We start from the raw sequence: 23516 nt of genomic DNA on the forward strand, positions 1-23516 counted from the left end.
CACCGGCCACCCTCTGGAGAATGCGATGCCACAACTTCACGCACGAGGTGTTGAGCTGGTTGTCGAGATTCTAGACGCAGCCGATCATTTCGAGAAAATGCCCGCCTCCGATATCAAGAAGCTTTTGCGCGAAACGTCGTTGGTCTTGGGCGATCTGCTGGCTCGGTATATCCCGTCGACTCGTAAAGACGCTGCGGCCCGCGATCATGTCCGATAACGCCCTGCCACAGCAAAAAGCGCCGAAGCTGATCGTTGTCATGGCGTTTGACCGAGACGTGGAAGGCGAGCTTCAGCCGGCGTCGATCCAATGGAGCAGCAGACCGAGGATCGTGCGATCAGAACAGCGAAGGGGCAGGGAAGCATGTTGGCGTCATTGCATGGAGCCGCGAGGCCAACCCGATAATAGGTGAGTATGGCGAGCCTACGACGCTGTTTATGGCCGGCGAGGTACCGGATATGGATTGACGCCCGTACCCCTACCCACATTGGGCGACCGGGGTCATCTCTTCATTCGTCTCCCATTTTAGGAACGCCGGGTCGATAATGGGGTCTGGCCATCGCTAGCACTGTGTCAGCGGAGGCTCGGCGCCACCCGCCCCAACCCCAGCGCAAGTACGTCGAGCCTCTTCTTTGATCAAAAGCCCGCCCCGCGACGGCAGCGAGGGCGGGCTCTTTGCTGCCGGGGAGTTATGGGGACGCCGGCAGGTTGCCGCCATGGCCACAGGCAACCGAAATGGGCGGCGCGAAATTAACGCGGAGACCGCCGCGAGTGTTCCAATCAAAAATCGCTGGCATGGCGGGAAATTCGATGATTATCTCTTCTGGCGGCAGACCGGTAGGAAAACCGCGTTGGCCGACGCGGACGATTCACCACAGAACCCATCCGCGTCGGCCTCTGTTGAGGGAGGTCCATTGTAAGCGTCATTCGGCGTGAGGAGGGAGCGGCTTGGAATTGCACTGATTTGACCCCAGAAGACTTCAAAGCTTGGCGCAAGACGATGGGCTTCACACAAAAAGACGCCGGGGCAGCGCTGGGCATAACCAAATGGGCGATTGAAAACTACGAACGTGGCGTTCGCCGCGATGATGGACGGCCTGTCGTTATCCCAAAAACGGTGGCACTGGCCTGTTCTGCGATAGCCTGCCGGCTAGAACCTTGGCGGGCCGATTTCAGTCCCGAAGAACCCGTGTCCCAATTTGAGGGCCGCTATCAGCCTTTTCAATCGCCACCTCGCAAGCGGTAAGCGCCTGTCGCAGATTGGCCGCCGCGCTGACTATCGTCAGGTCATCAACGGTCCCGCCTGACGACAGGATGATGCGTGATGAGAGGTCACTCAGGGCCGAGTCGGCATCGAGACAGGCAGAAAATGGCCGATACCGCTCTTGCCCCTCGCTAAAAGCGCGGTCGATCCACACGCTTCCGACAACGTTTCCCGGCGCATAGACATATTTTTTGATCAGATCAGCGGTGACTTTAGGCGCAGCTTTCGCGGCCAGCACATCCATCAACGCGGCGTGATGCGCATTCACCGAGACGTACAGCCGCCGGCTATCCGATACCGGATCGGCAGCGGCTGGTGCAGCCAAGCCGAACGGCTGAGTGATCAAAGCTAGTATGCAGATGCCTTTTGAAAAGATAATACCACCTCGGCTGAAGGACGTCGGACCATCATATTAGATAACGCTTGCTTATGACGTCAAACGCTTGCTGGCCTGGGAATTTGGTGATTACCTATCCGCGCAGCGGGCCCTGCCGGCTGCGTTGGCCGGCGCGATTCCCCCCCAAGGGCCGCCCTTCGTGCCGGCCACTCTATGGAGGGTGCAATGCCACAACTTCACGCGCGGGGCGTCGAGCTGGTTGTCGAACTGCTGGATGCTTCGGAACATTTCGAGAGTTTCCCACCAGATCAGATCAAGAAGCTCCTGCGAGAGACATCGTTTGTGCTTGGGCAATTATTGATCCGGGACATTCCAGCAAGCCCGGGTGAGGCCGCGGCAGACTGAACGCAAGTCTTACTCATTAGGCTTTTGCAGCCGGAACAACCGTTTTTCCGCGTTCCAAACAGCCACCAGGGCTCCTGTGGGGTTCTCCGTCCAAAACTCAATCGCCGTTCGATCTACGCTCACTTTTCGACCTCGAACCAATACGATCCGCGGTAGTTTCGTCAGGCGAACGTCCGCATGTGAGTATTTCATTTCGGTCCCCAAAATTCAGAAGGTGAACGGTGTCACAAGCCCCTATGAATTGATTGCAGCCTAGTGGCCCCCGGCGTTTGTCCGCTCTCGACCGTGGCGTGTCAGACGGGCATTCTTATGGACGTTCATCCGATCCTCCGGGAATCACTGAAGCTTCGACAACCTCAGTCTTCTCGGTCAGGGTCGGGTGGACAACCTATTGAAAGCTCACAGCTAGCGAGGCTCTGCTGTCGCGCTCGTCCAGAATTTCCAGTAGACAGAAGCGGGCTGTCTTCAGGCAAAGCGCGGTAAAATCCCCTCCCCTCTGCGGGGGCATGGCGTCCTCGTGTAAATGCGTTTTCGCCCGGCAAATTATCCTTGCAAATCTGGAGTTGTCTTCCATAATTGCAAGGATGATCATCCGCCGTATAACTTCTGAACTTAACGAATTGCTCGATAGCAACCCCGCCGAGACATTCCGCGAATACATGGTGGGAATCGAAGCCGAAACGAATCAAAGTTTGCCGCGGCCAACTCATCGAACGCGGTGTTGCCGGACGAAGAAGGCAAACCAGCTGACCAAAATCACCAGGTTGGCCACGGCCAACTTGGTGGGTGTCGTGACTCGAACCCTTTGATTTTTAAGGATTGTTGGCCATGGTTACTCACTGCCACTTCCCGAATGCAGCATGAACAAGTCGCGCCCTCACTTTCACCAAGTGAAGAGTGGATACGGACCAAAGGTGAAAACGATCTCATAACGTCAGGCCGGCCCCGATTCAGGAGCATCTGTCTCAAGCCTCATCGCCACCTCGCCACCCGGGATCAGGTCCCGCCCTGATCGGCATTTTCCGAACTAGACCGGTTTCGATCTGGTCGCTGACGGTGTGTGGAATAAGCTGCTTTCCCAGAAACTCGGCATATGCCAGGGATCGGCCACCTTGCACATGCAGACACTGTGCTGGTCTGGTTACCACCAGGAAATCAGACCTACGGACATTTACCAACGCGATGAGCAGGTGATTAACGACGCGGTAGAGGCGACGCGCGCTATCTGCAAGTCGGGTACTCGCTCATGAAATTGGCTGTTGTCCTTGACGGCGGAAAAGCTCGCTTTGGCTCTTCGGCCTCTCCCGGATTGTTCAAAATGCCCCCTAACCGCGTTAGTTGAATAGTTCAGCTATGTCCCTCATCGGCCGGAACAGCTTCAAGGGCTGATCGGGGAACGGTAAAAAACTCTCTCGCTCATAAAAACGGCGTGCATTTTCATCGATGGCATCAACGATAACTGCGAAGGAGGAGATCTCGCTCCTGACTGCCCGAAACAGGGCATCGGCGAGAAGAAAACGACCATAGCCGTTTCCCTGATGACGTCGGTCGACCGCCAGCCGCCCCAGGAGCGTCGCCGGGATGAGCGGGTAGCGTGGCAGCTTGCGCACAGTCGCAGGCGGCCACTCATCGACGTTCACCGCCGTCGACGACAGCGTGTAGTAGCCGGCAATGGCGCCATCCGGCAGTACCAGCACGAACGGCGCCGCCATATTCTTGCGGGCATACTGCCCCGCCTGGGTGCGAAAATAGCGATCGAGCGGCTCTACGCCGCTATCGAACGATGCCCGGTCGTGCTGCGGGCCGAGCACCTCGACCCGCAAGGAAATCCTCAGCAAACTCCTCCACCCGTCAGACGCCAGTGGCCCGGCGATACCGCTGTACTGTATCGCGCAGGCGGTCATTGACCGGCTGCGGGTTGATCAGGGCGTCCACGAATGCCTGGCTGTCGCGGAGGGACAGGTCGAGGCGCTGATGCTCCTCGATAGCCCGACGTGCAGCTTCCTGCACGCTGGTCAGCACGAAATCCGTCACCGTCCGGCCCTGAAGCGCGGCGGCGTGTTCTATAAGACTCTTCTGGTCGGCCGTGACGCGCGTTTCCAGACGCTCACCACGGACACGACCACGAGATGTGTTCAAAGCAGGTGTGGTGGCCATTATCATTCTCCTGCTGACAATGTACGGCCAATGGCCGGGAATCTCAAGGTTTCTCTTGGTATCGGTCGCGACGGTTGATACCGTGCTCCTAAACCCGCATTTCTGCCGTTTAAGGTGGTTGTCGGTGATACTGACATCGGGTCGATGCCCGGCATTTTGCCCCTTGCATAAAATATGATCATCTTAGTCATGCTTTATGTCTAGGCGTTCTGGGGAACTGACGTGCCGTCCAGAGACTGATCGTCACCGTGAGCGGGAGCCGAAACCAACGGGCGACTTCTACGTACCGGGGGCGAAAAGGTCCCCAGCATAAACCTGGCGCGCCAAAGAGTTGCCAGGCACTCTATACAGTTACGGTACCATCTCGTAGCCACCGTCCACAAACCAAGGATCTGCGGCGAGTGTTTTGTACGTTGCGAACTGCCAGCTATTAGGTCGGATGCGTTGCCGATGATATCGGTATCGGTGACCTTCTCGGCTTCCTCGGGGATCACAAGGAGAACTTGCCAGCCGGCAAATAACGCGTTTCTAAGGCTTTAAATGCCTTCTCTTTTCCTCTCACAAACTCTTTTGCGATTGGTAGAAAAAAGACTTTTTGAGGCGTTTGCCATATCTGCAAATCGTCAAGATTATGATTGATGGCGCGCTTACAGCATAGTCCGAGGTGCTGAATGGATGAGCCGCTGGTGCGGGGTGCAGGTCAGAATGAGTCAGATAGGTTCCTGCTTTCCCGCACGGAACAGTCTTTCCTCAATCACTGGACCTATCCGACCGTCTATCGGGATCAGAAAATACATGGCGACGGCAACGAAACTTTGCGACGCCTGATCGTCTGTGGTGATGACGTGATTGCCTTTAGCGATAAGGATATTGAGTGCACTTCCATTCCGTGATGATGGACTTCAACGGGATTGCCGTCCTCGTCCGTGCCGCTAACGAGCCATTGCGAACGCGTCATGGCCTGCTACACCGCCTTGCCATCGTAGATGATCTGCAGCTTGCCTTGCGAGCAACGCTCAACCCGCGCGCGGACGCGATAGGCTGTCTCTAGTGTCGCGGAGGTGACCGCCTGCTCGGGCGGCCCCGCGGCTGCTATTTTTCCATCGACCAGCAGGACGACGGTATCGGCCCAGGCAAGCGCCAGATTGAGATCGTGCAGCACCACCATCACGATCATGCCGTCTTCGATGGCGATCTCGCGAACCGCGCCCATGACATCGATCTGGTGGCGCGGATCGAGCGCGCTCGTCGGCTCGTCGAGAAGCAGGACAGCCGGTCTCCTGACGATCGCCTGCGCGAGGCTGACCAGCTGACGCTGGCCACCGGACAATTCGTCGAGCGGAGTGAGCGAGAGGTGTCCGATGTTGAGCCGGTTCAGAACAGTGGCGGCCTCTGCGTGAACCGCTACATCGGAGTCCCCTCGCCGGTCGGGAGCAACCCTGAGCGCGGTGATTACCGCCTCGATGGTTGTCAGGGCGACGCCTTGCGGCAGCACTTGCGGCATGTAGGTGACAAGACCCGCAAGCTCGGCCGGCGGAAGAGCAAGAAGGTTCCGGCCGTCAAAATGCACCTCGCCCCGGGCTGGCAAAAGTCCGGCGATGGCGCGCAGAAGCGTCGTCTTGCCGGCCGCGTTCGGACCGATTATCACTGTGACGCTGCCCGCGGAGCTACGTGGAAGCGAAAGATCCTTCAACACCACATGCTTGGGGTAGCCGCATGAAAGGCCGTTGATAGCCAGCGATCGTTCGGTCATTGGCCACGCCGCCTCAGGATGAGCGTTACAAAGATCGGAATTCCGACGAGCGAGGTGACGATCCCGACCGGCAGCAGCACGCCGGGGATCAGCGTCTTGCTGGCAAGCGATGCCAGCGACATCATCGTCGCCCCGGTCAGCAGGCTTGCCGGCAGAAAGAAGCGATGGTCCTCGCCGACAAGAAGCCGGGCGATATGCGGTCCGACGAGACCGACGAAGCCTATCGTTCCAACGAAGGCGACCGAGAGCGCTGCCAGCATGCTGACCCGCAGAAGCGTGAAGAAACGCAGCCGCGCAATTGGCACGCCGAAGCTTCGCGCCCGGTCGGTTCCGAAGCGCAGTGCGGTTAATTGCCAGCGTGCGGCGAAAGATGCCGGAAAGGCGATTGCCAGGGCGACGGCCAGAATCGCGATCTTCGTCCAGCCGGTCTGGGCAATGCTGCCCATGGTCCAGAAGACGAATTGCTGCAACGCTGCCTCGGAGGCCACGAATTGGAGGAGCGCCACCAGCGCGTTGAATGCGAACACCATGGCGATGCCCAGCAGCACCAGCGTGTCCAGCCCCGTCCCCCGGCGCGCGGAGAGCGCCTGAAGGATCATCACCGACACGAAGGCAAAGAGGAAAGCGTTGGCTGGCACCAGCCATGTCGCTGGCAGGCCGGGGAGACTGACACCGAGGATCAAGGCGAGTGCTGCGCCGAGCGATGCTGCCGACGAAACTCCGAGCGTGAAGGGGCTGGCTAGCGGATTGTCGAGGATCGTCTGCATTTCGGCGCCTGCAAGCGACAGCGCCGCCCCGACGAGGATTGCCGTCAGCGCCTGAGGCAGACGCACCTCCCACATGATGATGCCCTGTGTCCGGGTCGCGCCCTCCAGGCCGAAGAGCGCGTTGAAGGACTGACCGAGCCCGAGACCAGAAGGCCCTGCAGCCACATCGAAGAAAAACGAAGCAGCAAGTGCTGTAGCGAGCACGGCGATCAGCAGCCGGCGGCGCCAGAGCAGATTTCCGTAGGCGTCGGCAGTGCCGCGCGTGTGACTGGCCGCTGCTTGAACAATTTGCGCACTCATATCGGCTAGTCTTTCGCCAGGCTAATCCACGCCGCGCCCTCGAAGGGAACGGGCAGGAATCGCCGGTTGATTTCTTCGACCGTGGCGTGAGGGTCCAGGTCGGCGAACACATTCGGATGGAACCAAGTTGCGAGCACTTCCAGTGCCACGATGTTGAGAGGGCTGTTGTGGAAGTTGTGCCAGAGACCGTGCGCATCGCCTTTGTGCACGGCGCTGAGTTCGGAAATGATCGGCCGTGCGACAACGGTCTTGAGCGCCGACAGAGCCTCTTCCTCCGAAATCCCCGGCCCCGCCACTATGCCGCCGCTGGAAGCGAGATGCCGGCCGCCGGTGCCGATATAGATGTCAGGGTCCTGCGCCAGAAGATATTCGGGACTGAGCGGGCCGAATGCGCCCGGCACGACAGCCTCGCCGATGTTGATGCCGCCCGCCTCGACGATGAACCGGCCCAGATTGGCGCGGCTTGGCGACATGCAGCACTGTTCCCTGGAATTGGCCTGCATCTCCATGAAGACTGTCGGCCTGTCCGAGATGCCGGCGACGCGCTCGACGATCCGGCTTCTGTGTTCGAGATAGAAGTCGAGAAACGTCCTGGCCTTGGCTTCCTTGCCCAGAACCTTGCCCAACAGCTCGAGGCTGGGAACGGTATTCTCATAGGGATCGGCGCGAAAATCGATGAAGATTGCCGGAATGCCGGCGGCCGTGAGCGTATCGGCCAAAGCCTGCGACCGCGGATCGCGGCCTATGTTTCCGCTCAGGATCACAAGATCTGGTTCGACGGCGATCGTCTTTTCGGCCGAAAGATTGCTCGCGTCGTCATCGAGCTTCGGCGCGGCTGCGAACTCGGCGAAGGTTGCCTCATAGGCCTTGCGTGCTTCTGGATCGAAAAGCCTCGTGCCTGCCGTACCGACAATGCGCCTGGCCACATCGCGATCGATAAGAGAGAGGCTTACCAATTGACGGGCTTCGGCAAGCACGATGCGCTTCGCCGGCAACTGTACGGAGACCGTGCGGCCGGCAAGATCAGTGACCGTGATCTCCTCGGCCATGGCCACAGGCGATGCGAAGGCTAGGACAAGCAAGACAAGCGCAAGACGCTGAAGCGCCAGCTTTATCGGGATCGACTTCATCGTCCAGCCCCTTCGCGATGAAGAAGGCTGGACCCGATCGTGCGACTGACCAACGCAGGCAAAACCGTCATGTGTTCCTCGCCGGCAAATTCTAGGTGCTTGAACGTCAGCCCGTCGGCCGCCAGGGGTGCAAGCAGCGTGGCCATCTTGCGAGAATCCGCCACCATATCGTCGAGCTCGTCTGCGCCTATGCCGATGAACAGCTTCTTGCCCTCCAGATCGGGGGAGCTGGCGACAAAGTCACGGGCGCGATCAAGCAATTCGCTATTGTTCCACCAGATCGATGGACTGCCGGCGATGTAGGTGGAGAACAAATGAGATCGCGTGAACAAGGTATGCAAGGTGAAGAACCCACCGAGCGAATGGCCGAACAGGGTCTGCCGGCTTCGGTCGATGGGCAGGCGGCGTTCGATCTCCGGCTTCAGATCGTGTTCGATGAAGTCGAGAAATGCGTCCGCCCCGCCCAGCTTCGGCCAGGGTTCGTCCACCTTGCGCGGCGGCAGAGCGGAGGGCGACGACGGCGTCGTGTAGTCGAAGTAGCGGCGCACGACATCGAAAGGTTCGTCGGTCTCATAGCCGATCGCAACCAGTGCAGCCGGCTCAAAACCTTTTGGCTTGCGCGTCTGGAGGCGCACGGCTTCCGCTCCGATCAGGAAGGTGGCGTTGCCGTCCAGCAGATAGATAGTTGGGTAACCTTGCGCCGGCGCGGCGTCGCGTGGGTGAGCCACGAATATCCGGTAGCGCCGGCCATTGGCCGACGCTGTGAGTGTAAACTGTTCCGTTGCGGGAACGGTGATCCCGGTTGCCTGAGCACTCGATGCAGCTATGTTCATGATGAAAAGCATCCAGACAGCAATGAGTTTTGACAGCTCCATTCCCCACGATCATTACGGGAAGAGATCACCGTTCCGCCCCGCATCTCTCAGAACCTGCCGGTGGCCGAGAAGAAGAACCGGCGCCCGTCGACATTGAAGTCGTCACCAACCGTGCGGGTTACCGTCTTGTCGGCGACGTTCAACACACCGCCGCGCACGGTGACGTTCTCATTGACGTCGTAGCTGGCGACGACATCGCCGGTCACGAAGGCATCCATCTTGGAGGCCCATTCAAGATTTCCGCTCGCCGGCACCCATGTGTACTGCTTGCCGACATAGTTGACGTTGACGGACAGGTTGAGCTTTTCGGTGGCCTGCCAGTCGACCCCGAAATTCGCGGAGTGCTTGGGCTGATAGGCCAGCGGCCGCTCGACACCGCTCAGGTTCTTTGCATCCAGAAACGTGTAATTGGCCTTGAAGGTCCAGCCGTCGAACGGCTGCACGGAGACTGACGCCTCGATGCCCTGGGTTCTGGCACGATCGACATTCTCGTAGGTGAACATCGGCAGCCCATCGGGCGTGAAGCCGACGAAATTGGGATATTTCGTCGCCTCGGTGACATCGCCAGTCCGGTTCGGCGGGAACGGGATCATGTTCTTGAGATCGTTGCGGAAGGCGGTAACGCCACCCGACCAGAACGCCCCTTCATAAAGCAATCCGAGTTCGACGCTCTGGCTCGTCTCCGGCTTGAGGTCCGTGCTGCCGAGCAGGTAGCAGCTGCCGCCGCAGGATATCTGCCGCCAGTTCGGGCTGTTCTCGAGCAGGGTGGGCGACTTGAAAGCCGAAGACCAACCGCCCTTCAGGGTCAGCTCCTTCGTCAGATGATAAACGCCATAGACGCGCGGGCTGTTATGGGCACCGAAATTCTCGTGATAATCGAGGCGGTTTCCGAGCGTCACCAGGAAATCATCCGAGAACTTTATCTCGTCTTCGATGAACAGCGCGCTCTGCCATACTGACGACGACGTGCCGCCCTCCCCGGTCAGGACATAGGGATCGTCGATGCTCTGATACCGGTGCGAGCCGCCGATCGTCAGCTTCTGATCGAACATCATGTCGACGGGCAGCACGACCTTGCCGTCGATGCCGGCATTGTATGCCGTATTTGGCTGATCCACCCCCAGCGTGTTGCCATGGCCTCGATAGTTGTGAACCCGGTCACCCCAGAGCTTCAGCTCGGTGGTGCCGAAATCGTAGTCGCCGCGATGCGTCAGCGAGAGTGCATGACGATCAAGTGGATAGTCGTCATGCGCCTTGCGGGAATAGCCGTAGTTGAAGTCGAACTCGTTCTGGGAGTCTGGTGTCCAGGTGCCCGTCGCATCGATGAACTTGCTGTCGCTCTCAGTGAAGCCGGCAAGCGCAGCGTTGGGGTTCAGCGACGGGTCATCGGCGTTGCGATGGTCCCAGCTGCCATAGAGCTTGAGCCCGAACTTGTCCTTCACCAGCGGACCGGACAGATAGAAACCGGTACGCCACGAGTCGCCGGCCTTCCTGTTCTGCTGCAGCGTGTAGTCGGTCGTGACCGAGCCATGCCAGGCGTCGGTGACCTTCTTGGTGATGATGTTGATGACGCCGCCGATGGCATCGGAGCCATAGAGTGAAGACATCGGCCCGCGCACGATTTCGATGCGTTCGATCGCATCCAGAGGCACCCAGCCTGAATCATAGTCGTTGCCGCGGAACATATTCGGGGCAGAGTTCACGCGCTTGCCGTCGATCAGGAACAGCGTGTAGCGCTCTCCGAGACCTCTGATCTGGATCGTGTTTGCATTTCCGGCACGCCCCACCGTCACGCCTTCGACCTTGGAAAGAATGTCGCGCACGTCCTGTGCCGGCATTTTTGCGATTTCCTCGGCGGTAACGACGGTGATGCTGGCGGGAGCATCCCTCTTGTCGATAGCCGATCCCGAAGCCGTGACCACGACCTGGTTCAGGACGATCGCCTCTTCCTCCTCCGCGAACGCCATCGAACTGGTCGACAGGAGAAGTGCGAGAGAGAGCTTCAATCCGCGCCGCGTCGCGCCGCGTCCGGCAGTGTTTCCGTTGGTTATCCCCGATGAATGGTACATTTCAGCCCCCTGCTGATCAAACGCTGGCTGGCAGGGCGCACCCATACTGGCTTGCTGGCTATAGATATGTGTTTCCACTGAATCCCCACGACCCGGCTATTGAACTTGAATATTTGAGTCAAGTTTTTTATGGCCGAATACATGCCGCGACAGTTCGAAATTGGCGAGCCGTGTCTTTTCGCCAACGGCTGCTTTTGGCTGGTGCCGTCGCCGCGACAGAGCTGCCGAAAATCCCGCTATCAGAGGCAGGCGGAGAAGCTCCCAGTCGCCCGCCTCTGCCAGGGTTGCGAAGAGTATCGCCTTGCTGCGGCCGGCATGCATATCCGGACTCACGTCGATGTCCTGAAGCTCGATGCCGAGACCCAGGCCCATCGCTTTGACCAGAGCTTCCTTGCGTGTCCAGAGATCGTAGAAAACGTTGACGCGGCGCGCCGCAGGTTCGCGTTCAAGCGCCGCCCGTTCGTTCTGCGAAAAAGCGATCGAGGCGACCTCGTAAGGCGGCTCTGGCAGGATTTTCTCGATATCCACGCCGACCGGTCCGGCAGACGAAACCGCAATCAGGATCCTGTTTGCGCTGTGAGAGATATTGAACTCAAGATCGCAGCAAGGATGACGAAGCGAGGGCTTGTCCCATTCGTTGGCATCGAAGACGAGGCTTTTCGGGTTCACGCCAAGTCGAGCGGCAAGAACGTTCCTCAATGAAGCATGCGCGGCGACGAAAACCGCGCGCAGCGCCGCAGTCTTGAAGCTTGCAGCCCTTTTGCTTTCGACCTCGTCAAGCAGTGTGATGTCGACATCCGGCGTGTAGTCAGGCCGCACTTCCACCTGCCAGACGAGGATCTCTCCGGCAGGAAGCGTGAACGTCTCCTGCAAGCAGATCGGAAGAACTGCCTCAACCACGAAGTGTCGCTCCGCCGTCGACATAGACGTCGGCCATGGTGATGTGTGCGGCACGGTCGGACAGCAGAAATACGACGGCATCGGCAACGTCTTCCGGCGTCGCGAGCTTGCCAAGCGGAATGCCCGCCTTGAAGGTCTCAAGCGAACCGCCAATGACATTCGCCGCGCCATCGGCATCCGCCCACATGCCGGTCTGCATGGGCGTAAGCGTGGAGCCGGGAGCAACGATGTTGCAGCGGATGCCATGGGGCGCCAGCTCGAGCCCGAGACAACGGGTGAACATTGTCGCGGCCGCCTTCGAGGCCGCATAGGCGGCCATGCCATGCCGGGGAACCCCGGCAGCATTCGAACTGACCGTAACGATGCTGCCCTGGCGACGCGGCGTCATACGCCTTGCGAGCGCGCGACCCAGGTGAAAGACGCCTTGCGCATTGACAGCGAAGACACGGTACCAATCGGCATCGCTGGTGTCCGCCACCAACCCGGTTGCCAGAACGCCGGCGACACTGACGCCGATGTCGATCGGCCCCCACCCGGTCTCGATCTTCTCGACAAGCGCCTCGACCGCCGGACCGTCCGTCACGTCGAGCACCTCACGGCGAATGCCGTCAAGCACCGGCACGCCTGAGACTTCCGTGTCAGTCGCGACTATCCTTGCGCCTTCCGCATGCAGCGCCTCGACCAAGGCAATTCCGATCCCGCCCGCCGCACCGGTCAGGAGCACGATCTTCCCGGCAAGACCCGAGGGGCGTGTTGCGCGCGCGGTTCCGTTCGACAGGGAAACGCCGCTCATAGCGCCGCCTCTAACTGCGCGGTGGCGAAGGGAATCCCACAAGTCGCGGCGACATAAGCGATGGCCATATCGTGTTTCTCGCGGGAGAAGTCGGCGACGGCATCGGCTACGAAGAACGACTCGATATCGCGCATGAAGGCTTCGCCGGCCGTCATCAGGCAGCCGATATGCGCGTAGATTCCACAGATGATAAGCTGATCCCTGCCCCGAACGCGCATCAGCGTTTCGAGGTTGCTGCGCTGAAATGCGCTGTAGCGGTGTTTCACCAGAACGAAATCGCCGGTCGCCGGTTCAAGCTCCGGCAGTATGGGCTGGTGTTCCGCCTCCCCGTTCATTCCCGGACCCCAGAGATCGGCCTGCAGGCCGCGATCACGCCGGTCCTGATTGCCCGTCTGCGCCGTATAGAACACCGGAATACCGACAGCCCGGCAATGGGCGATCAGCCGGGCAATGTTTGCGATAACCGGAGCAATCGGCGATTCCCCCAGCTGAAAGGGACGCACGAAATAGCGCTGCATATCATGTACCAGAAGTGCCGCGCGCTCGCGCTCCGGTTTCCACGGCGCACGCGCGACCGGCAATTCTTCGGCTGTCGGCAAGGCATAGGCCGGTATCTGGGGCAGGCCCTTGGCAGTCACTGAGCATTCTCCTCGTTCTGTGTCATGAACTCGCTTCGCAGCCGCGCCCGCAGCTCCTTGCGGCTGACCTTGCCGGCAGCCGTGGTCTCGAAACGATCGACGAAAACGATCTGGTCCGGCACCTTGAAAGCCGCGATGCCGCGCTTTCTCATCCAGGCCTTCAAGGCGGAGGATTTCAGGCCTTCTTCCTGCGCGATGACAAAGGCACAGCTTCGCTCGCCCAGCGTCGCATCGGGTATCGAGACGATGGCAGCGTCGAACACGCCGGAATGCGCCAAAAGATGATCCTCGATCTCCTCGGCGGAGATTTTCTCGCCGGCCCGGTTGATATGATCGCCCGCGCGGCCCAGAACTTCGAGATAACCGCCAGCCAGCCGGCGCACTACGTCTCCCGTGCGGTAATAGCCGTCCGGCGTGAAAGAGCGCTGATTGGCGCCTTCGTCATTGTGGTAGGCGCGAATGGTATAGGGGCCACGGGTCAGGAGATAACCCAGCTTTCCCTCCTCGACCTCGTTGCCCTGATCGTCCACCACCAGCACCTCGTCGTCCGGGCTGATGGGGCGGCCTTGCGTGTTGATGACAATGTCTTCAGGATCATCGAGGCGGGTGTAGTTCACCAGCCCCTCGGCCATGCCAAAGACCTGCTGCAACTGGCAGCCGAGTGTCGCTCTCACCCGCTTCGCCGCTTCCGGAATGAACTTGGCACCGCCCACCAGCAGTACCTTCAGGCTGGAAAGGTCGCGCGCGTTGGTGGGTGCCGCCTGCATCCAGAGCAGCGCCAGAGGCGGCACCAGACCGGTGATGGTGACGCCCTCGCGCTCTATCAGCGGGAAGGTGAATTCAGGGTTGGGAGCAGGACTCATAACCACCCGTGCACCTGCATAGAGAGCGCCCATATGTCCGGGCGAGCTCATCGGGAAATTATGCGCGGCCGGCAACGCTACGAGAAACACACTGTCCTGCGTGACGCCGCAAATCTCGTTGCTGGCGCGGAAACTGTAGATGTAGTCGTCGTGGGTACGCGGAATGAGTTTCGGCAAGCCGGTACTACCGCCCGAAATCTGCATGAAGGCAACAGCGGCGGGATCAGGATCGGCAGGCAGGTTCGCCATGTCGGCCACACAGGCGTCAAGCGCCGTGAACTCCTGCGCATCGCCGACGATCACCACATACCGCATCTCCGGCACTTCGACCCGCAGGTCGCGGGCGAGCACGCGATAGTCGAAACCGTCATAATCCGCGCCGGCGATATAGGCTGCTGCTTCGGATCGTTGTGCGAGATGCACGATCTCCGTCAGCCGGTGTGCCGGAAGGCTGTAGACCGGGACGAGACCGGCCCGAAACAGCCCGAAAACGACAGAGAAGAACTCCGCGATATTGCCCAGTTGAACGACCACCCTCTGCCCCGGCACCAGGCCAAGGGCAAGAAAACCGGCGGCATGCGCCTCGGCCCGGCGGTGCAGTTCGGCGTAGCTCCAGCGCCGTGCCCCGTCGACTACGGCGATAGCGTGGGGTCGCTCGGCAGCGCGATCGCGAAGGAACCCCGGAAAGGTCTCGCCGCGCCAGTAGCCGGCCTCGCGATAAAGGCGCGCAAACGCGTCCGGCCAACGCTGCTCGACAGGCTTCATATCCGTGCCCCTTGCGTATCGATGCCAAGTGCTGCGAGCAGCGCACCGAATTTGGCGCCCGTTTCTTCGGCTTCGGCCCATGGATCGGAGCCCGGCACGATGCCGGCGCCCGCATAAAGCCGCGCCTCACAACCGCTTATCTCGGCACAGCGGATCGTCACATACCAGGCGCCGTCGCCGCGCCCGTCGCACCATCCCACCGTGCCAGCATAGAAATCCCGGTGATGGGGCTCGAGTTGGCCGATCAACTGCGCGGCGCGGTCTCGCGGCAGGCCGCAGACGGCAGGTGTCGGATGAAGAGCAGCTGCGAGAACGATCGCAGGAACAGTCTCGTCCCTGAGTTCGCCCACGATACGAGTGCCCAGATGCCACATACTCCTCGTGCTGGTCAGGGACATCCCTTCCGGACGCGAAAGGTGCCGGCAGTAAGGTGCCAGGGTATCGAGTATGAACTCGACGACGATCTGGTGCTCGCGCCTGTCCTTGTCGGAACGGCCAAGTGCGGCGGCAGCTGCGGCATCGACCGCAATATCGCTCTGGCGACGTGCGGAACCTGCCAGCGGATGTGACGAAATACGCCCGCCCGCCTTGGACAGCAGCAACTCGGGTGTCGCCCCCACCAGCGCGCGGGATTGGCCCGCCTTGGCCGGCAACGGGACCATGAAGGCGGTGATTGCCGGATCGATCGAAAGCCGCGCGAGCAACATGCCGAGGTCGATCGGATGCTCTGCAATTGCCACCAGGCTGCGCGCCAGAACGATCTTTGCCAGTGCGTCCGCCTGCCCTTTTTCCGCCTCCATAATCGCGAGTGCTCGCCGCACCGCGGCGACGTACCCTGCCGGCTCCGGCTCGGGCCTCAGAAGCCAGCGGCCCGCGTGGCGAACAGCCGACGGCACCGGCTCCGGCGCCTTCGTCACCTGCGAAGCTTGCCACAGATAGTCGTCGGCATCGCGATCGAACGGGAGAGCGCCGGCGATCAACGCGTCAGCGCCAACTTTGCTGAAGAATGAGCCGACACGCTCCCCGAGACAGACCGCCGAGCCACGCTGGAGTGCGGCCTCCATGCCGAGACCACGAATTGTCCCGCGACGCGACTGGAAGGCGAACAACAGATCTTCCTGCAGGGCCGAAGCCGCTACCACTTTCCTCGCAAGAGCGTTCATCGACCGCCTCCGCCGAGCGTCGAAAGCAAGGGGCGGTTATGGAGCTTGATAATGTTTCTCATCATCTTTTTGCCTGTTATTGAAATTTTGCGGCACGCGTATCGACGTCGGGCATCGTTCACTCCGCAGCCTCCTGCGGCAGCATCGGAGCGGCCGTTCCACCGTGCGGTTCGGCCTCCAGGATCAGGGTGTTGAGCAACGGCCCGAGAATCTCGAGCGACGCCGGAGAGATGATGTCTTCGTGCGAGCAATGCGCCAGGCGATGGATCGAAACCGAAGACACGCGGCGGTTCCAGCACGTCTCCGGGTCGATCCCCGGAGGGACCGACTTGCCGGCGACGAACAGGGTTATCCGCCCGTCATAGTCGGGGGTCGTCGCTTTCGAGAGCAGGGTGACGCTGTCGCCATAGTTCTCGAAGATGTGGCCGAACATTTCCTCCTTTTCCCGGCGGAAATCATCGTCCATCACATCGACCATGGCATCGTTGATAAACTGCTCGTGCTCGCGTTCTGCACCGAGATTGGCTTGCGCACCGTCGGGGTCGCTCCAGTCGTGTTCCTCGGAAGGATATGTATCGAGCAGTCCCAGGAACCGGACCGTCTCGCCCAGACGCCGAAGCCTAACCGCAAGCCCGTAGGCAATCGTGCCACCGAGCGAATAGCCGAGAAGATAGTAAGGTCCGGTGGGCTGCACCTCGCGCAGGATGTCGAGCTGCCTGTCGCACAACTCTTCCATAGTCTCACTCATCGCGATCGGCCCGTGCGGCCGGGGCGACTGCAGGCCGATGATCGGCATGTCCTTTTTCAGGTAGCGCGACAGAACGCTGTACTGCCAGGACACGCCCGACGCAGGATAGATACAGATCAGTGGCGGCCCCTCGCCCGGCCTGAGGCGTATCACCAGTTCAAAGCCGTCCTTGGCTATGCCGCCGACCAGTTCGCCAGCAACGAGATGCTCCGCGAGTTTCGCAACGGTCGGCATAACCAAGATCTGGCCGACGGAAAGTTGCCGCTTCAGGTCGCGGCGGATACGTGCCGCCAGCCGCATCGCCAGAAGCGAATGGCCGCCAATGGCAAAGAAATCCTCGTCCGCCCCGACTGTCTCTCGGCCAAGCAGATCGGCAAAGATTGCGGCGATCCGGCTCTCCAGTCCTTCGCCCGCCGCTCGCCCCGCGGCGGACTCAGCCGCCGCCGGCAGCGGCAGCGCCTTGCGATCCAGTTTGCCGTTGGGCGACAGCGGCAGCGCGTCCATAGCGATGAACGTTGCCGGCACCATGTGTCCCGGCAGTATCGCTTTCAATGCATCGCCAAAGGTGTCGAGCGCCGGAGGAGCATGGATCGCGCGAATGACATAAGCCACCAATTGACGTTCATCCGCACCGGCAAGGCCGGGCTGCCCGACCTGGACGGCATTCACCACCGCCTGCTGCACCCCCGGCAGCCGCTCGATCTGCGCTTCGATCTCGCCAAGCTCGACACGCTGGCCACGGATCTTGATCTGATGATCCGTGCGGCCGAGATACTCCACCTGTCCGTCCGGCAGCCAGCGCGCCAGATCGCCGGTGCGATACATGCGCTGCCCCTCAGCAAAGGGATCGGCGACGAAACGCGAAGCGGTCAGTTCCGCACGGCCAAGATAGCCAAGCGCAAGCTGCACGCCGCAGAGATAAAGCTCTCCCGCGACGCCAACCGGCACCGGCCGCAGCAGATGATCCAGGATGCGCAGTTGCGTATTCCACACCGGCAGGCCGATCGGTACACCACCGACTCCAGCGACAAGATCGCCCGAAGCAGGCGCGTAGGTGACATCGACGGCGGCTTCCGTGGGACCATAGAGGTTGTGAAGCTCCGCTCTGAACAGGCGAGAGAATTCCCGCGCCAGACCCCTTGCCAGCGCTTCGCCGCTGCAGAAGACACGCTTCAACGAAGAACAAGGCTGCGCGCCCGGCGCGGCAGTTTCCTTCGTCACGGCAAGAAAGATCGCAAGCATGGACGGCACGAAATGAAGCGTCGTCACGCCGTGGGTTTCGATGAGGTCGAGCAGCGCGGCAGGATCGCGATGCGCTTCCGGCGGCGCCATCACCAGCCTTGCGCCAACCACATAGGACCAGAAGAATTCCCAGACTGAGACGTCAAAGCCGCAGGGCGTCTTCTGAAGCACCACGTCGCTGCGATCGAGCGGATATTGGTGCTGCATCCACAGGATGCGATTGACGAGTGCCGCGTGAGAGACGACCACGCCCTTCGGCCGGCCGGTCGTGCCGGACGTGTAGAGCACATAGGCCGGGTGTTGCGGCGTCAGCGCCTGATCGGCCGACAGGTCGCGAACCTCGATTGCAGAATCGGCCAGTTGCTCGAACAGGAGCAGCGGCACCGTTTCCTCAACGAGCGGCTGCGAACCGGCATCGGCGATGACAAGCCGCGGCTTCGCATCTTCGAGCATGAAGGCGAGCCGATCGGGCGGGTAGGTCAGATCGAGAGGAAGGAAGGCAGCACCTGCCTCGATCACCGCCAGAATGGCAAGGCTCAGCCGAGCGGAACGCGGCAGGGCGACGGCGACGATGTCACCCGTCTTTACCCCCTCCCCACGCAAGCGCTCCGCCAGATGGAGGACCTGCTTGCGGACCTGTCTGAAAGTCAGGTCGCCGTCCGCATCGACAAGTGCAACGTCGTCGGGCGTGCGACCCGCCTGGGCGATAAGCAGATCACGCAATGTCAGCGACGGCAGCGGTCGGGCCGTCGTATTGGTGGTTTCGACCAGTTCCTGATCGCGCGCTGTCCAGAGCGGAAGCGCAGCGACCGGACAGTCCGGCTGGCGGGCCAGCACTTCGAGTACGCCGGCGAGCCGCTCCGCCAGCGCGCGCGGATCAGCCACGGCCCCACGATTTTCAATGAGCAGCCTGAGGGATCGGCCGGGCAGCACCAGCAGCGCCAGCGGATAGTGGCTGTAGCCGCGATTGTGGACATTGCGGACGCGAAGTCCGGCAAGGTCTCGCTCCAGATAATCGTTGTCGGGGTAGTTCTCGACCACGAGCAGCGTGTCGAACAGCGTCTTGCCACCTGCCAGAGCCTGGATTTCACCGAGGCCGAGATCGTCCCGCTCCATCAGCAAAGCGTGTTGCGCCTGCATGCCTTGCACCTGATCCCAGAGCGAGACATCCGGGCGCAGCGCGACTCGCACGGGAATGGTCGTGAGGAACAGGCCAACCTGCTCACCGATGCCGTCGATCGGCGCTAAGCGGCCAGCTATCGGCGTGCCGAAAATCACCTCGTCGCGGCCGGCCATCGAACCGAGAACCAGCCCCCAGACTGCCTGCATCAGCACATTGAGCGTGACGCCGCGCTGACGCGCCTGCGAAAGCAGCGCTTCGAACAGCTCAGCCGACAATGACAGTTCGTGTTCCTCGACCGTGCCAGTCGTGGTCACATGATCGAAAAGGCAGGTCCGGACAGCGCCGTCGAGCGCCTTTGCCCAGATCTCCCGGCTCGGCGCAACATCGCGCGCCGCCAGCCTTCGCACGACATCTGCGTAGCTGACGGTCTGAGGCGGCAGCTCGCGGGCATCGAGCGCGTAGGCATCGAGAAGGTCGCGAAGAAGGAGCGGTGTCGACCAACCATCGATCATCAGGTGATGAACCACGATCAGCAGGACATGCCGTTGCTCGCCAAGCCGCACCAGCGCGGCGCTCAACAGCCGCCGGAAGGCAGGACCGACATGGTCACGTTCGACCGCCAAGGCTTGAATCCGCTCCAGTGCGGCGGCTTGCTCGTCAGCAGCCAAAGCGGAGAGGTCGTGCTCAGCCCAAGGCCAGAGATGTTCCGCCCCTTCAGGCAGTTTCGGAACCAGCAGCAGCGGTTCGTCTCGGCCTTCTATGTCGAAGACACCGCCGAGTTGCGGATGGCGGCGCAGGACGGCATCGAAGGCGCGGCGAAGCCTTGAAATGTCGAGAGGGCCGTCAAGATCGAGCCGGGTGAAGGCATTGTATGTGCCGGCCTGGTCGCCGAGCTGCGCGTGGAACAGCATGCCCTTTTGAGTCGGCAGCACCGGCACCACGGCATCGATCAGGCCGTAGCGCGCGCGCAGAGCCATGGTTTCCGCGGGCGTAAGCGATGGCGTTGCGACAGGCGCCACCACAGTGGCCTGGGTCGCCAGCGGCAGCATCGCAAGCGCAATATGCCGCGCATCGCGCTCGGCGAAGATATCGCGCGGCCGCAGAAGTAAGCCTTCAGCGCGCAAGGCACTGCAAAGCATGATAGCTGTGATGCTGTCGCCGCCAAGCGAGAAGAAATCACTGTCCACGTCCATGGCGGGCAGCTTCAGAACCTGTGCCATAGCTTTGCAGACGAGCACCTCGCCAGCCGTCGACGGCGCCGCCTCTACCGATACCGACGGAGCCGGGAGCCGCGCGCGATCCACCTTCCCGTTCACTGTCAGCGGAAACGCATCCAGCACGACAATCGCCGCCGGGATCATATAGTCGGGCAGTTTGTCTTTCAGGCTGCGGCGCAAGGCGTTCGAGTGCGACTGCCTGTCTTCGCTAGCCGCTCGATCCATCGTGCAATATGCGATCAGGCGATGGCTGCCGTTCATCGCCTCCGCTATCACCAGCGCTGCCTGCACGCCGGAAAGCGCCAGCAATGCCGCTTCGACCTCCGATGTCTCGACACGGTAGCCGCGCACCTTCACCTGATGGTCGCTGCGGCCGATGAATTCGACCAGTCCCGCTTCGTTCCAGCGGACACGATCGCCGGTACGATACATGACCTCGCCGGTGCGGAAGGGATTGGCGACGAAGCGCTGTGCTGTCAGGTCTGGCCGCCCGAGATAGCCTCGGGCAAGGCCGCTGCCCGAAATATAGAGCTCACCAACGAAGCCGACCGGCACCGGCTGCAGGAAACCGTCGAGAACGTAGACGTGCGTGTTGCCGATCGGTCGGCCGATCACCGGGTGATCTGCGGCGCTGACCGGCGCGCGCAGCGTGTCGACGGTGTATTCCGTCGGCCCGTAGAGATTATGCACCTGCAGGTCGGTGTGTTGGCGCAAGGCGGTCCAGAGCGCGGGAGATGCTGCTTCACCGCCAATCAGCAACACGGTCGGACGATAGCGGCCCGGCGCCAGAAGCCCGCAATTCATCATCTGCGCGCAGAAGGACGGCGGCAGGTCCATGGCGTCGATGCCGAGCAAATCGATGGCCTCGACGAGCCCTTCCGCATCACGGCGCAACTCATCGTCGATGATGTGCAATTCCTGCCCCAGCAGCATCCAGAATATCTGCAGCCAGGACGAATCGAAGGCGAAGGAATGGGTATGTGCCGCACGCAGCGCCCTCCCCGATTGCCTCGCGGCAAAGGTTTCGAGACCCGGCTCGTAGATCGTCGGCCGATGCGACAGAAGGAGGTTGAGCAAGGCACCATGGCTGTTCATGACGCCCTTGGGCCGTCCGGTGGAACCCGAGGTGAAGATGACATAGGCGATCGAGTTGGCGCCGAGCAGCGCCTTTCTTTCGGTCGCAGTAACCGGGGTTTCCGAGCAGGCGGCACAGGCGGCGATCACCGACGGATCATCGAGGCAGATCAGGTCCAGGCCAACCGGCAGATACGTGGCCTCGCTCTGCGTGGTCAGAGCTATGACTGGCCGCGCGTCCTCGCACATCATGGAGAGACGCTCGACGGGATAATCAAGATCGAGCGGCATATGCGTCGCACCACTTGCAAGCACGGCAAGCATAGCCACCACCGCCTCTTCCGAACGCGGCAGCGCGACGGCAACGACATCGCCGAGACCTATGCCCCTGCCTATCAGGTGGTGCGCCAGACGGAAGACGCGCGCCGACAGCTCCGCAAATGTCAGGGCGGTTTCGCCGAAGACCAGAGCAGTCGCATCGGGCGTCTTCGCTACCTGCGTGGTGAAGATATCGAGAATGGTGGTGAGTTCCGCCGGCTGCGCGACGGCAGCGCCAGCGGCGCTCGCAGCAATCAATCGGGCCTCGCTGTCTTCCGTCACCGGCAGGCGAGCGATCGATGCTTCGCTGTCCTCGCAGAACGCCTCGATCAGGCACGCCAGACGCGTTGCATGCCGGTGCAGATCCCCCTCGTCGTAGAGCGACGCATCGGCGCGCAGTTCGAGCGTTATGGCCCCTTCATGAATGAGAATGCCGAACTCGATATCATCGACGGGGCCGGTCGCGAGGTGATGGGTGACGCCCCGGAGGTCGCCAAACTTCAGGTCATAGTCGAACATGCGATAGTTGACGACCGGGCCGTATAGCGCCCTTCCGCTGCCAACCAGACCCAGATCGCGCTGTATCTGCTCGGCGTCGTATCGCTGGTGCCTCCGCACCGCGCGCAAGGCCGCCTTGACGCGTTCGGCAATTGCGATGAGCGGAAGCGCACCGTCGACATCGACGCGCACCGGCAGCACGTTGACGACCGGCGCCACGGAATTGATGGCAGCTGACCCCATGCGGCGCATGAAGGGAATGCCGACCACCTGACGCGCCTCGCCCGAGGCACGGTAGAGGTAGGCAGCCACGGCCGCCATCAGGATGTCGAACACCGCGACCTTGTGCGGTACCGCCAGAGCCTCCAGCGCCGCGAGGCTTCCAGACGCTAGCCGATGCGAATACGCCACCACACCAGAGGTGTTTTCCGGACCGGGCAGATCACGGCGAATCGACAGATTGCAGGCTGCAGGAATATCCCCGCAGTACCCTGCCCAGAAATCGCGATCGGTCGAAAAGGCCGAAGATTGTGCGTAGGCTCGGTATTCCTCGACAACCTCCGAAACGCTCCCGAAAGGCGATGGGTCGACCGGTTCACCACGCAGGCTCAAGCTATAAATCTCGGCGATCCGCCGCGTCAGCGCCGTGAAGCTGAAGCCATCGAGCATCACGTGATGGTAGCGCTGATACCAGAACCAGTGCGGCGTCCCATCCGTTTCGCCAAGATTGATCAGCACCTGCCGGCAGAGCGGACGCTCGCCACTGGCCGGCAGATCCTCCGCGATATCGCCTTCCATGAAAGCACGAGCGGCGCTTTCCGGATCGGCTTCCCGGCCAAGGTCCAGGATTTCGGCATCGGCGACGTAAACCGGGTCCGGCGTGCCCTGCCAGGCTCCGGCTTCGTCGTCGAAATACCGCGCGGCGACCGTATCGGCCTCGGACAGACCAATGCGGATCGCTTTTTGCAGCATTTCGACATCGATTTCGCCTCGGAACTCGATGCCATGCGCAATGACATAGCGATTCTTGCGAGCGGCGACCTGATCTGCCAGCCAGATACCGAGCTGAGTGCTCACGAGCGGAAGTTTATGCATGACAAGTCCCTTGGTTCCGCACCG

18 protein-coding genes and 1 pseudogene are annotated in these 23516 nt (G+C 61.2%); 5 read left to right on the forward strand and 14 right to left on the reverse strand.

Annotated features, from left to right (window positions below):
- Positions 1-25 precede the first annotated feature (25 nt).
- The 3 genes and pseudogenes from BM413_RS28670 to BM413_RS28680 all read left to right on the forward strand — a co-directional run bounded on the left by BM413_RS28670 (position 26) and on the right by BM413_RS28680 (position 1244).
- Positions 26-217, forward strand: a complete 192-nt coding sequence (locus BM413_RS28670) for a hypothetical protein (RefSeq protein WP_091918269.1) — start codon at positions 26-28, stop codon at positions 215-217.
- Positions 207-465 (forward strand): annotated as a pseudogene (locus BM413_RS33870) (hypothetical protein). Before BM413_RS28670 ends, BM413_RS33870 begins: the two are co-directional and overlap by 11 nt.
- 497 nt (positions 466-962) lie before the next feature.
- Positions 963-1244, forward strand: a complete 282-nt coding sequence (locus BM413_RS28680) for a helix-turn-helix domain-containing protein (protein WP_091918270.1) — start codon at positions 963-965, stop codon at positions 1242-1244.
- Here BM413_RS28680 and BM413_RS32830 read toward each other — a convergent pair.
- Entirely contained in the window at positions 1171-1608 is a 438-nt protein-coding gene (locus BM413_RS32830) for a hypothetical protein (protein WP_139238684.1), read from the reverse strand. The genes BM413_RS28680 and BM413_RS32830 overlap by 74 nt on opposite strands.
- Positions 1609-1824: 216 nt before the next feature.
- Between BM413_RS32830 and BM413_RS28685 the strand changes: the two genes are divergently transcribed.
- On the forward strand, positions 1825-2004 hold the full coding sequence (locus BM413_RS28685) for a hypothetical protein (protein ID WP_091918271.1): 180 nt from the start codon (positions 1825-1827) through the stop codon (positions 2002-2004).
- Positions 2005-3338: 1334 nt separating this feature from the next.
- On the opposite strand, the gene BM413_RS28695 is transcribed toward BM413_RS28685, so the two are convergent.
- Both BM413_RS28695 and BM413_RS28700 read right to left on the reverse strand, forming a co-directional pair.
- Positions 3339-3842 (reverse strand): GNAT family N-acetyltransferase, encoded by a 504-nt coding sequence (locus BM413_RS28695; RefSeq protein ID WP_244538078.1) that lies wholly within the window; start codon positions 3840-3842, stop codon positions 3339-3341.
- A 13-nt stretch (positions 3843-3855) separates the two neighbouring features.
- A complete protein-coding gene (locus BM413_RS28700) occupies positions 3856-4161 on the reverse strand; it encodes a type II toxin-antitoxin system TacA family antitoxin (protein ID WP_091918274.1) in 306 nt (101 codons plus the stop codon).
- Positions 4162-4832: 671 nt separating this feature from the next.
- Here BM413_RS28700 and BM413_RS28705 point away from each other — a divergent pair.
- Positions 4833-5054 carry a hypothetical protein gene (locus BM413_RS28705; protein WP_091918275.1) on the forward strand — a complete coding sequence of 74 codons (222 nt, stop codon included), beginning with the start codon at positions 4833-4835 and terminating at the stop codon, positions 5052-5054.
- A 71-nt stretch (positions 5055-5125) separates the two neighbouring features.
- Here BM413_RS28705 and BM413_RS28710 read toward each other — a convergent pair whose 3' ends face one another.
- The 11 genes from BM413_RS28710 to BM413_RS28760 all read right to left on the reverse strand — a co-directional run bounded on the left by BM413_RS28710 (position 5126) and on the right by BM413_RS28760 (position 23492).
- On the reverse strand, positions 5126-5914 hold the full coding sequence (locus BM413_RS28710) for an ABC transporter ATP-binding protein (RefSeq protein WP_091918276.1): 789 nt from the start codon (positions 5912-5914) through the stop codon (positions 5126-5128).
- On the reverse strand, positions 5911-6981 hold the full coding sequence (locus BM413_RS28715) for a FecCD family ABC transporter permease (RefSeq protein WP_091918277.1): 1071 nt from the start codon (positions 6979-6981) through the stop codon (positions 5911-5913). Before BM413_RS28715 ends, BM413_RS28710 begins: the two co-directional genes overlap by 4 nt.
- A gap of 5 nt (positions 6982-6986) precedes the next feature.
- Positions 6987-8111: an ABC transporter substrate-binding protein gene (locus tag BM413_RS28720; RefSeq protein WP_091918278.1), complete on the reverse strand. Its 1125-nt coding sequence runs from the start codon at positions 8109-8111 to the stop codon at positions 6987-6989.
- Positions 8108-8956 carry an alpha/beta hydrolase gene (locus BM413_RS28725; protein WP_210188998.1) on the reverse strand — a complete coding sequence of 283 codons (849 nt, stop codon included), beginning with the start codon at positions 8954-8956 and terminating at the stop codon, positions 8108-8110. The genes BM413_RS28720 and BM413_RS28725 overlap by 4 nt, the downstream gene beginning before the upstream one ends.
- Positions 8957-9033: 77 nt before the next feature.
- Positions 9034-11055 carry a TonB-dependent receptor domain-containing protein gene (locus BM413_RS28730; RefSeq protein WP_175544479.1) on the reverse strand — a complete coding sequence of 674 codons (2022 nt, stop codon included), beginning with the start codon at positions 11053-11055 and terminating at the stop codon, positions 9034-9036.
- 96 nt (positions 11056-11151) lie between these two features.
- A complete protein-coding gene (locus tag BM413_RS28735; RefSeq protein ID WP_175544480.1) occupies positions 11152-11955 on the reverse strand; it encodes a 4'-phosphopantetheinyl transferase family protein in 804 nt (267 codons plus the stop codon).
- The gene (locus BM413_RS28740) at positions 11948-12748 is read right to left on the reverse strand and encodes a 2,3-dihydro-2,3-dihydroxybenzoate dehydrogenase (protein ID WP_091918281.1); all 801 of its coding nucleotides are present in this window, start codon (positions 12746-12748) and stop codon (positions 11948-11950) included. The genes BM413_RS28735 and BM413_RS28740 overlap by 8 nt, the downstream gene beginning before the upstream one ends.
- Positions 12745-13386, reverse strand: coding sequence for an isochorismatase family protein (locus BM413_RS28745; protein WP_091918282.1), 642 nt, complete (start codon positions 13384-13386; stop codon positions 12745-12747). The genes BM413_RS28740 and BM413_RS28745 overlap by 4 nt, the downstream gene beginning before the upstream one ends.
- Positions 13383-15014, reverse strand: a complete 1632-nt coding sequence (locus BM413_RS28750; RefSeq protein ID WP_091918283.1) for a (2,3-dihydroxybenzoyl)adenylate synthase — start codon at positions 15012-15014, stop codon at positions 13383-13385. Before BM413_RS28750 ends, BM413_RS28745 begins: the two co-directional genes overlap by 4 nt.
- Positions 15011-16177: an isochorismate synthase gene (locus tag BM413_RS28755; RefSeq protein ID WP_091918284.1), complete on the reverse strand. Its 1167-nt coding sequence runs from the start codon at positions 16175-16177 to the stop codon at positions 15011-15013. The genes BM413_RS28750 and BM413_RS28755 overlap by 4 nt, the downstream gene beginning before the upstream one ends.
- A 118-nt stretch (positions 16178-16295) precedes the next feature.
- On the reverse strand, positions 16296-23492 hold the full coding sequence (locus BM413_RS28760; protein WP_091918285.1) for a non-ribosomal peptide synthetase: 7197 nt from the start codon (positions 23490-23492) through the stop codon (positions 16296-16298).
- Positions 23493-23516: the final 24 nt, after the last annotated feature.

Source organism: Mesorhizobium sp. YR577, from assembly GCF_900116595.1.
Classification (GTDB): domain Bacteria; phylum Pseudomonadota; class Alphaproteobacteria; order Rhizobiales; family Rhizobiaceae; genus Mesorhizobium_M.